The organism is Haloferax sp. s1, from assembly GCF_058382125.1.
Window position 1 is genome coordinate 1 of the sequence record NZ_JBZRPK010000592.1, and the last position, 8,788, is coordinate 8,788.

Consider the following 8,788-nt stretch of genomic DNA (forward strand, 5'->3'; position numbering starts at 1 on the left):
AACCAACAGTTCAGCCGGGGCTACAATCGCTATATCGTCGACGGCGAAGAGCAATCAGGTGATTTACTGACCGACCTCGAACGGTTTGGTACGGCGGCATTCAAAGAAGATGTCAGAGCCAACGCCGCAGAGCAACCCTTCGTCGATGAACCTGGAATACTCGCTGTCCTCGCGACGTTGAGTGCTATCTGCGTTAAGGCGCACCCGAAGTTCGAGCACGCCCCGCCACGGAAGATACAGGTCCTCTACGATATTCGCGAACTCTACGTCAACAATCTCGCCTCTCTCCTTCGAGAATTCGGTGATGGGAGTCTCCAACAGGATATCGCAGAGGTGCTATACGCAAAAGACCCCGGAGAGGACGGACCACACCCCGGTCGCGTTTGTACGGGGATCAAAGAGATGCCCAAGTTCGGTGACGGGTTGTATCTCGAAATTCCGATGGCCGCAGCATCGAGGAAGTGCCTCGTTCATGCCGAAACTGAGACCGGAGAAGCCGGGGAGTTGCTCACTCGCGTCGAAAACAACTGCCTCTATGTGCCCGTCGGTGATTTCGACACAAAGTATCGCGAGTACGCCAGACGTGCGTTCAAGAAGCTCCTACGGGTCCAGGAGAAGAACCTCTCTGAAGACCAGATGACGTGGCTAACGACGAATGAGTCGGCCATCACAGAGCGTATCGACCGCTTCATCGAGACGGGACACCACGAACGAATCTGGCGAGATTGGAACCCCGGTGAACGGACCATCCGTGTGCTCAGAGATGCGATTCGAGACGCTCCAGACGAGGTCGTCTCACTGGGGGAGTTCCACTCGGCGAAGGAGTTGTTTGAAGCAGTGGAGTCCTACGATCCGGAAGCGGGCTGGAAGCGAGATGTGTGTAATCGCATCTCGAGTCCTCGGAGTCTCGGAAACCTTCTCGCATCCCAGCACGACCACCGGAGTCTGACCATTCGAGAGCACGGAAATACGAACCACTATCGGATTCAGGAGTCTTCGCGTGGTGTCCAGTCCATCGACGTCGAGACAATCGAGGACCTGTTCGAACTCCCCTGTATGGCCAATATGGCCGAGCGCCTCCACGAGAAGAAGCCAGTCCGAAAGGACCTGTACAACTTTGCCCGGATGGTGATGTGGCTGCCACAGTATCAGGACAGCGACCTTGAGACGATTGTTGCAGACCTCAAGGGCGTCTTCTCACGGTGGCCGTGGTACGACGAGCAAGTCACCGACTACCAGATTCGCTACGAGTTCTCGAACACCATTGGAGGCGACACCCCGCTTCCGATGAACTGTGACAACGACGATATGCAGCGGTACTGCATCGGCCAGGAGCAGTGCCCGTACTCGATCTGGGGAAGTCTCCCATTCCCAGACGGGATGTATGACCAACTAAGTGGAACGGAGGGTAACGGAAACGAGTTCTGACGCAGATAGCCAACCCTCAGTTAGATTACTATTCTCAGCGGACAGCGATGTGACGGAGATTGAAAACCCGTCATGCACTTTTCAGGCATTCAGTCGACCAATTCGGGCAAGAATGGGTATCGTGCTGGAAGGATAGTCTCGCAACTCATCAGTTGGGGTCGGTCAGTTCTGCTAGGGCTTGATTCTAATTTGACTCCAATCCTCTCGAATACGGTGCTTTCAACACCTCGTCAAGCACAATCTCGCTGAATCACCATCTTTCGGAACCCGTCGAGGACATTAGTAACGCCTGAAAACTGCCCGACGGACCTCTTGCTAAATCTAAGGGCGTTTCAACTCTCTCTGCACCTCCAAAATCATCCAAAGGAAGGCTAGGGTACACGGGTGCAAACGCCGCTGGCTCTCTCCGGCCGAAGGGTCATCAAACGACGACAGTCTCTAGCCGATATATCAGAATCCACTCATTAGATGAGGGTGCGATCCGCGGTGGAGTTTGTCACCCCGAGAGGGGCGAGGGGGGCTGTCGTAGGCCCCCACTCAACAACCATGTCTTCCGACTACGAGCAACAGCGATCACGACTTCATAGCGAGTACACTGAACAACCGAGCGACGAACCGTGGACAGATCTCGAACTGGCGCTCCCTCACAACAGAAGTCCGACTGGCATCGTCTCATTTGTTGAGTGCGTACTCGTCGAACTCACCCACGAAGACGTCGGAGCCGAGTTCGTCTCAACGAGCGTAGCGGGCGTGAAGCGGACACAGTTCATTGCCGTCGACGACGTCGGCCAGCGGTTCCAGAAGCGGTATTTCGACGAACGTCTCGGCTGGCACGAAACGACAGTATGCCGTGGAGCGGTTCGTGAGGAGTTGGTCAACCGACTCACACAGCGGTCGTCGTTGAATCGAACCAGTGAGACGCCGAACACTGACCCAGATACGTTCCGCGTGAGGCCCGTTCATCAGTTCTGATCCCCCCACGACTTAACCAACACAGAATCGCAGTCTCCCGCAGTGTTGGTTAACGACGTGGCAGCGGAGTAGTTTGTCCGCGCCTGAGAGGCCGAGGCGCGTCAATACGCGCCGACGTGATTCCCATGCCCGGTACAGACGTACTCGACGATGCATCAGCCGACCACGAATGGTTTGAAGCGGAACTCGTCGCACAGGATCAAGATGCTGCCCGCGTCGCAGTAGCGGATTTTGACGACAGGAGAGCCCATTCTCTGGTCAATGACCTCGTCGACGACGACGTCGTCACTCCCATCCCCGACGAACGCGTTCTCGTCCACGAGCCAAGCGACGAGGCATTCGACTCGATTCTCCAACTGGCGGTCTTCCATCGAGGCTGGACCGCCGCTCGCGACGCCGGCGAAGGAGGGCAGTGATGCAACAGACGCTCTCTGGCTGTGCCTTCTGCGACGCCTCGCCCGGCGCCGAGGTCGGCGAGGCGCACACCTGGGGACAGGACGAACGGGTCACCCACCCGATCTGCGTCGACTGCGCGATCCAGACGGAGCCGGATCCCGACGAGCGCGATCACGTCGCCTGTGACGGCTGTGGTCTTGTCGTCGACACGCTCGCGGCGCTCACGCGGTTCCGGGTCGAACTGGGGCATCTGGAAGGCCCGATACAGTTGTGCGCCCGCTGTAGTCCGGGCGGACTCGCGACGTACTGGACGCGCGATCTCGAGGAGCATCTCGTCGCGACGCCGGCAGAGTAACCAAACACTCTTTACTGATTCGCTGTAAACTGTAATCAAGAACGAATCGTGTCACGCACCTCAAACCGCGCGGACGGCGACATCGTCCAGGACTTCCTCTCGGTCGCCGATCTCCTCGAGGAGCCACAGCTCGCCCAGCTGTACGCGTACCTCGCTCGGGAGGGGGAGGCGACCGTCCAGGACGTAATGGACGACCTCGAGCTCGCACAGGGAACCGCTTACAGCTACGTCAATCGGCTCGTCGACGCCGGCGTCGTCGACGTCACCGACGACGAACAGCCACGCCGGTACGCCGCCCGGGAGATCGACCTGACCGTGACGACGGCTGCGGGCGACCGCGAGTACACGATCACGCCGGCGCTCATCGACGCCGTCGGCCGCCGCGAAACGGATGCCGACATCGATACCTACATCGACCGCCACGGCGTCGCCGGCCTCGCGACCGCGCTCACCTACGCCGTCGCCCGCGAGCGCGGCGAGGTGACCCACCGCCTGATGGCGGAAGATCTCGACATCTCGCCGCTGGCCGCGGAGATGATCCTCCAGGCACTCCGGCCCGTCGTCCACGAGCACTACGACATCGAGGAGGCTGGGGCGGGACTCGACGAGTTGGACATCGACGGCGACGGCGCTGACGACGCGTGAGCCGGCTCCACATCGCCGACACCGGCCTGTTCGTCGCGATGGGACAGCCGTCGAACAGTCGGTACAAGGCTGTTCGGCGGTTCGCTCGCCGGAACGACGTCACCTTCGTCCTGCCCGAACGGGTGTACGAGGAGCTGACCGTCGACGAGTCCGACGTCAAGGCGCCACCCATCGACACCGCGATCGACGAGGGCTGGGCGACGATTGCGGCGCCACTGGAGTTCTCCGAGCCGGTCGTCTCGCGGGTGATGGATGGCGTCCAGCGGTATATCGCGAACGCCGACGAGCGCCCTGCCGACGAGGTCGAACGTGCCGACGCCGCCCTCGCCGCCCTCGCTGCCCAGCATCTCAGTGCGGGGACCGCGACCGAGGTGTACATCTACACGACCGACATCGCGGCCGGCGAAGGCGCCGAAACCGTCCTCGCGAGTGAAGGGTATGGGGACTCGGTGACGTACGTGAACGGGTTCCGGTTCATCGAGGACCTGGTTTCGAGTCGTAGCTGAGGGATAGGGACGGAAGGAGACGCATCTTACGAGGATTTGTGGTCGCTCAGCATCTCCCCCTTATTCGATTCCAAGTACCATCGCTACAAGGGCGACCAAAAATAGACCAGCGACAACCGTCGCTTCGAACCACGAAAACGCAGAAGATGCAGCTAACCCCGCTTGAAGGTCACTTGCAGCACCAACGAGTGCGCCGCCGATGAGCACGAGCACAAAGAGGCCAACGATGAGGCGACCATCGATCTGACCACGTTGGCTGGATGCTGCAGCATCGGCTTCTTTCCATGTACGTAGTGATTCTCCAGTCAACCGCCAATAGACGACGTGTTCAGTAACAATCGTCGCAAGCTGTGTTCCACCTCCGACGAACCACGCTGCACCCCCACCTGCAGCGATTCCGTATCCCCACACGAGGAGCATCTCTGCGAAGGGATCAACCGGCGTTGCAGCGAGTGCCGTGCTCAAGCTCGTGAAGATGAGGGCAAACCCGGTGAGGAGGATATACATTCCCAGTCGGCGGGTCATTGCAAACTGGTCTCGGATTAGGTCAAAGGCGTGAACAAGGCGGTCGATTTCAGCCGGAACTACGTCTCGCCGTTCATCTGGATGCAGATCCCAAACAAGAACGTTCCCTATTTTCTGTGATTGGACTCGATTCTCGAGTTCGAGCTCGTCTAATCGGTTCTCGACGCCCTGTCGAGACATATCTACTGCATCGGCGATATCCTGCGTTCCCATCGCGATACGGTCGTTCTCACGGAGGACGTTCAGGATCTGCTCATCTGGGACCTCCTTCGGGTCATTCGTCGATACGAGGTCGACGAGAAGTGAGCGTAGTGTCATACAACCTCCGAGATGACGGCACCGGCTGCAGCTGCAGCGGCCGTTACGAGGACAACGATACCGACGAGGACGTAGACGATCCCCCAGAAGCTGAGATCGATCAGCCCCGTCGTACCCAGCGCGCTTCCGAACAGGAGGAAAATGAATCCCCCGCACACTAGCGCGATGGCGCCCTCGGCGGCATCAAGCAGGTCACTCATCTGTCCATCACTCCGTTCTGATCCGAGTCCGTTAGTCGCATCGTTCAGTAACACGTTACATTCCGGGGGTACAAAGGTCATATCGACCGTTTTCGTGATTTCACGCTCTGGGAGGGAGTGGGGATAGACGAAGTGGCTCTTCGCCCCTGCAAACACCGTGTTGGTCCAGAGCAAATCGCACGAATGCGGTATGATAGACTTTTCAGCCTATCATCGATGAAAGCCCTCGGCCGCCCGACGTCCCGCGACCGCCGCTGCGCGCCTCGTGCCTGCGGTGCTTGCGGGGTCGGGGGACGGCCGAGGCGGCCTCGCCCTTTTTGAGTCCGCCAGGGCGGTGAATGGCTCACCGAGCGACATAGCCGGCTGGATAGGTGTGTATGTAGCGCCCGCCCCGCTCGCCGCTGCCGCCCTCCGCGTCGCTCGCGACCGACCATTTGTGGAGGGTTCGATGTGATTTCCGAGTTGGAGACAGTTTTTCACACCTGTGCTGAATAAGAGCACGAGTTTTGCAAAGCAGTTCGACTCGAATAGAGGTGGAATGCAGTGTCGAAGAGTTCTATGTACCCGCTCTTTTCGTGAGACGTGTTCCACGTGATTCGCGTTCACTCGGTTACGTATGGCATAATAATATGGATTATATTACTCCAGTTGGTTGAATGTAATATAAGATATTAGCCACAAGAGTTTCAAATCATAGACATCAAATTACATCTATGCGAAGTAAAACGATGATGAAGACGGCTGTCACCTCCACGGTCGGCTTGGTCACCATTCTTGGGGTACTTACTGCCCTCCGGGAGTGGAATGCAGAACCTCCGACAGCCATTCAATCAGTGCTCGTATTCGCCGGGATACTCATACTAGTTAGCATTTCGGCATATAAATCGTCTCAAGGAAGTTCTTTTTCTACCATTTGGCTACTTGTTATGGGCCCCTGCTTGGGGTTTAGTATCAACCTCTTTGTGCCGGTGGTGGCAGAGATAACATTATTTTCAATCCTTGCACCGCTTGCAACAGGGATCGTAGGTGCAACGATTATCGCTGGTACGGGGGTTTTAGTGAATGGCGGGCTCCAAAAAACCGGTCTTATACCTAACGCTCACTGAAATCCCCTCTTCGGAAAAGGCGCGAATCCACCGCAGGGAATACTCCAATTATCCGTTCTCAAGCACTTTAATTTGAGATGTTAAGGACACCATCAGATTGTGTCTATTGGGAGCACTCTCTAGTGCTATACCTCAAATTGTTCCGCCTCACATCCTAGCTAAGCGAAGAAACGCATGACTGCGGCACTTATCAGGACACCTTTTCGAAAGGCATCAAGACGTGTCGAGCGTCCATAACCCAGACACCTCACATATGTTGAACGGCGCCTCATCCGTTGAGACTGGTGACGTGGTGACGAAGGAAAAATCTCAAATTTGTAACTGGTTTGGCCAATCGTGTTCAGACGTAGATATAACTTTCAGTAGACGAGTCACTCTCTACAGAAGGATTCTATCAGCGGTTGATGCTCACGCTCGCAGCATACTTCTGCAGTCTCGTCGAGTACAGTCTCGAAGAGGGGGTGTTTCTCACTCCGGCGCTGGAAGTTTAACCGGTTGAAAGCCTCGGGAATCCCTGATAGAATCGCCCTGAGGTGCACGAATTGCTTGCTGAGGTGTACAAAGCATACCACGAGGAGTAGGCCAGAGCGAAGTTTCACTGCCCCATAACATCAACGACCAGACAATCGGGGGTTCCTATCGTTATTGATTGTTAACTCGGAAGCTCCAGTATAAGTCTGACCGCTAGGGTTTTGAGGTCTAAGGCCGTAATGATAGTTCTGGATAGTAGAGAAGACTTATACACAGCATCCAGACGCTTTTTGGGAATCTCATCCTACCAGTTGTGACTCTCCGCTGCCCCAATGGGAATCACCGACAATCAACCACAACAGAAGGTACTTAACAGCAGAAAAGACGGGTTTAGGGTTCGCTGAACGCTACCTTCTATTATCCGTTAGTAGTTACTGTCGATTGCCGAGGAAACATCAGCACATGACGAGATCTCCCCGTCGTGTGCGTCAATCGTCCCAACCTTATCACGGTTACAGATATTGGATGGCTTCTGATTTCCTCCTCGAATAGATTCTGCGTAGCCGGTCAGCATCGGAGAATTGGCATATCCGTAATACCGATTCCATTGTGCGCCATCCCCATGAGTAGCTCCATGAAGGTGTAACCACTCATGCTTCACGAAGTTTTTGAATGTAGTAGCATCGTAATTATTCAGATCCCCGTTCACTACACAGTACTCGGAGTTGTACTGGTTTGCACCACCAACCGTTGAGGCTTTCCCTGCTGCGGCTTGGTCAGAGAAACTGAACCCCTGAATCAGACCCCGAAAGTAGATGAGTATAGCAGTTTCCCCATCGCTAAAACTTGCTTGGGAGTTAAATTCACTCATATAATCGTTGTATGTTTCGCAATTTTCCCAACTTCCAGACACTTCTCCCATCCGTTCGCGTTCTATGATTGTGTCAGTATTGAGTTGGGCAATGAGATCCGAGAGTGCATTTTCTGCATTATCAATCATAGAGTCCTGTACGCCATTTTCATCGGTCCAGTAGAGGCCAATTTTCATGCATTGATCTCTTAGATATTCCAACACATAAGTGTTTTTGAGACTGAAATAACATCCGAAAAGCACATTAATATTACAAATACAGCGAATTCTAAATTGATGCAACGCAGAAAATATCTGCAAGCGCTAATGGCCAGTGGACTTGGAACGGCGATGATTACCGGAACCGGATCCGCTAAATCCGATCCAAAGCGGGAAATAAAAGTACGTGATTACAACTTCTCTGCAGATAATCTAGAGGCCAAGATCTGGATGGACGACATGGATATCAGCAAGGAGTCTACTGCTGAACTCGGGCTTCAACTCAAGAATACGATTGGGGAGGATATTACTTTATTACAGTCGTGCACCAATTCTGTTAACTCGATTGAAGGAACACGCAACCGAGGCAATGTAAAAGCCGTCCTTGTTGGGAGGATGAACACATGGAAAGACAAGAACGGACGGTGGTTTGCGAGTGAGGACGAACTATATCCAGATCGTCCAGATCAACAAACAGCTGCAACTCTCTCAAAAGGAGAATCCTACCGAATGCAGTATCAACTATGGGGTCATTCTGGGAGTCCATATCTTCCCCCAGGGACGTACACATTCAAGCGAGACATAATCGTGGAAGGTGTTACTGAGACATTGTCACTTGATATCACTGTCTCAACCAAGTAGAGATCAATCTTGACCAACTAAGCACTCACTTAAATTTTAATTTTTCTCCCCCAACTGAGAACAAGCACAACCTCAATCTCCTCCGCGACTACGCGGATGGCGTCGAGGACCTTGGCTACGTCCCACGGATGTGGGGCAACAGCAAGCAGTGAGGT

The 8,788-nt window shown here is 54.9% G+C and carries 11 protein-coding genes; 8 read left to right on the plus strand and 3 right to left on the minus strand.

The window, feature by feature from the left end; translation table 11 throughout:
* The 6 genes from QT222_RS11680 to QT222_RS11705 form a co-directional block, all read left to right on the plus strand.
* Positions 1 to 1,428 (plus strand): primase-associated protein (locus QT222_RS11680; protein ID WP_491477270.1); only part of this gene is annotated, 1,428 nt, incomplete at its 5' end.
* A gap of 546 nt (positions 1,429 to 1,974) precedes the next feature.
* Positions 1,975 to 2,400 (plus strand): DUF8030 family protein, encoded by a 426-nt coding sequence (locus QT222_RS11685; protein WP_491477271.1) that lies wholly within the window; start codon positions 1,975 to 1,977, stop codon positions 2,398 to 2,400.
* Positions 2,401 to 2,525: 125 nt separating this feature from the next.
* On the plus strand, positions 2,526 to 2,816 hold the full coding sequence (locus tag QT222_RS11690; RefSeq protein ID WP_491477272.1) for a DUF8069 family protein: 291 nt from the start codon (positions 2,526 to 2,528) through the stop codon (positions 2,814 to 2,816).
* Entirely contained in the window at positions 2,816 to 3,151 is a 336-nt protein-coding gene (locus QT222_RS11695; RefSeq protein ID WP_004977668.1) for a DUF7558 family protein, read from the plus strand. Before QT222_RS11690 ends, QT222_RS11695 begins: the two co-directional genes overlap by 1 nt.
* Positions 3,152 to 3,199: 48 nt before the next feature.
* A complete protein-coding gene (locus QT222_RS11700) occupies positions 3,200 to 3,796 on the plus strand; it encodes a DUF7437 domain-containing protein (protein ID WP_491477273.1) in 597 nt (198 codons plus the stop codon).
* A complete protein-coding gene (locus QT222_RS11705) occupies positions 3,793 to 4,302 on the plus strand; it encodes a PIN domain-containing protein (protein ID WP_491477274.1) in 510 nt (169 codons plus the stop codon). The genes QT222_RS11700 and QT222_RS11705 overlap by 4 nt, the downstream gene beginning before the upstream one ends.
* Positions 4,303 to 4,362: 60 nt before the next feature.
* Here the strand turns inward: QT222_RS11705 and QT222_RS11710 are convergent, their stop codons facing one another.
* On the minus strand, positions 4,363 to 5,145 hold the full coding sequence (locus tag QT222_RS11710; RefSeq protein WP_491477275.1) for a winged helix-turn-helix domain-containing protein: 783 nt from the start codon (positions 5,143 to 5,145) through the stop codon (positions 4,363 to 4,365).
* The gene (locus QT222_RS11715) at positions 5,142 to 5,345 is read right to left on the minus strand and encodes a hypothetical protein (RefSeq protein WP_160140710.1); all 204 of its coding nucleotides are present in this window, start codon (positions 5,343 to 5,345) and stop codon (positions 5,142 to 5,144) included. The genes QT222_RS11710 and QT222_RS11715 overlap by 4 nt, the downstream gene beginning before the upstream one ends.
* Before the next feature lie 728 nt (positions 5,346 to 6,073).
* Here QT222_RS11715 and QT222_RS11720 point away from each other — a divergent pair.
* Positions 6,074 to 6,451: a hypothetical protein gene (locus QT222_RS11720; protein ID WP_491477276.1), complete on the plus strand. Its 378-nt coding sequence runs from the start codon at positions 6,074 to 6,076 to the stop codon at positions 6,449 to 6,451.
* A gap of 895 nt (positions 6,452 to 7,346) precedes the next feature.
* Here the strand turns inward: QT222_RS11720 and QT222_RS11725 are convergent.
* Positions 7,347 to 7,970, minus strand: coding sequence for a hypothetical protein (locus tag QT222_RS11725; RefSeq protein ID WP_491477277.1), 624 nt, complete (start codon positions 7,968 to 7,970; stop codon positions 7,347 to 7,349).
* 99 nt (positions 7,971 to 8,069) lie between these two features.
* Between QT222_RS11725 and QT222_RS11730 the strand changes: the two genes are divergently transcribed.
* Positions 8,070 to 8,633, plus strand: a complete 564-nt coding sequence (locus QT222_RS11730; protein ID WP_491477278.1) for a hypothetical protein — start codon at positions 8,070 to 8,072, stop codon at positions 8,631 to 8,633.
* The last annotated feature ends 155 nt before the right edge of the window (positions 8,634 to 8,788 follow it).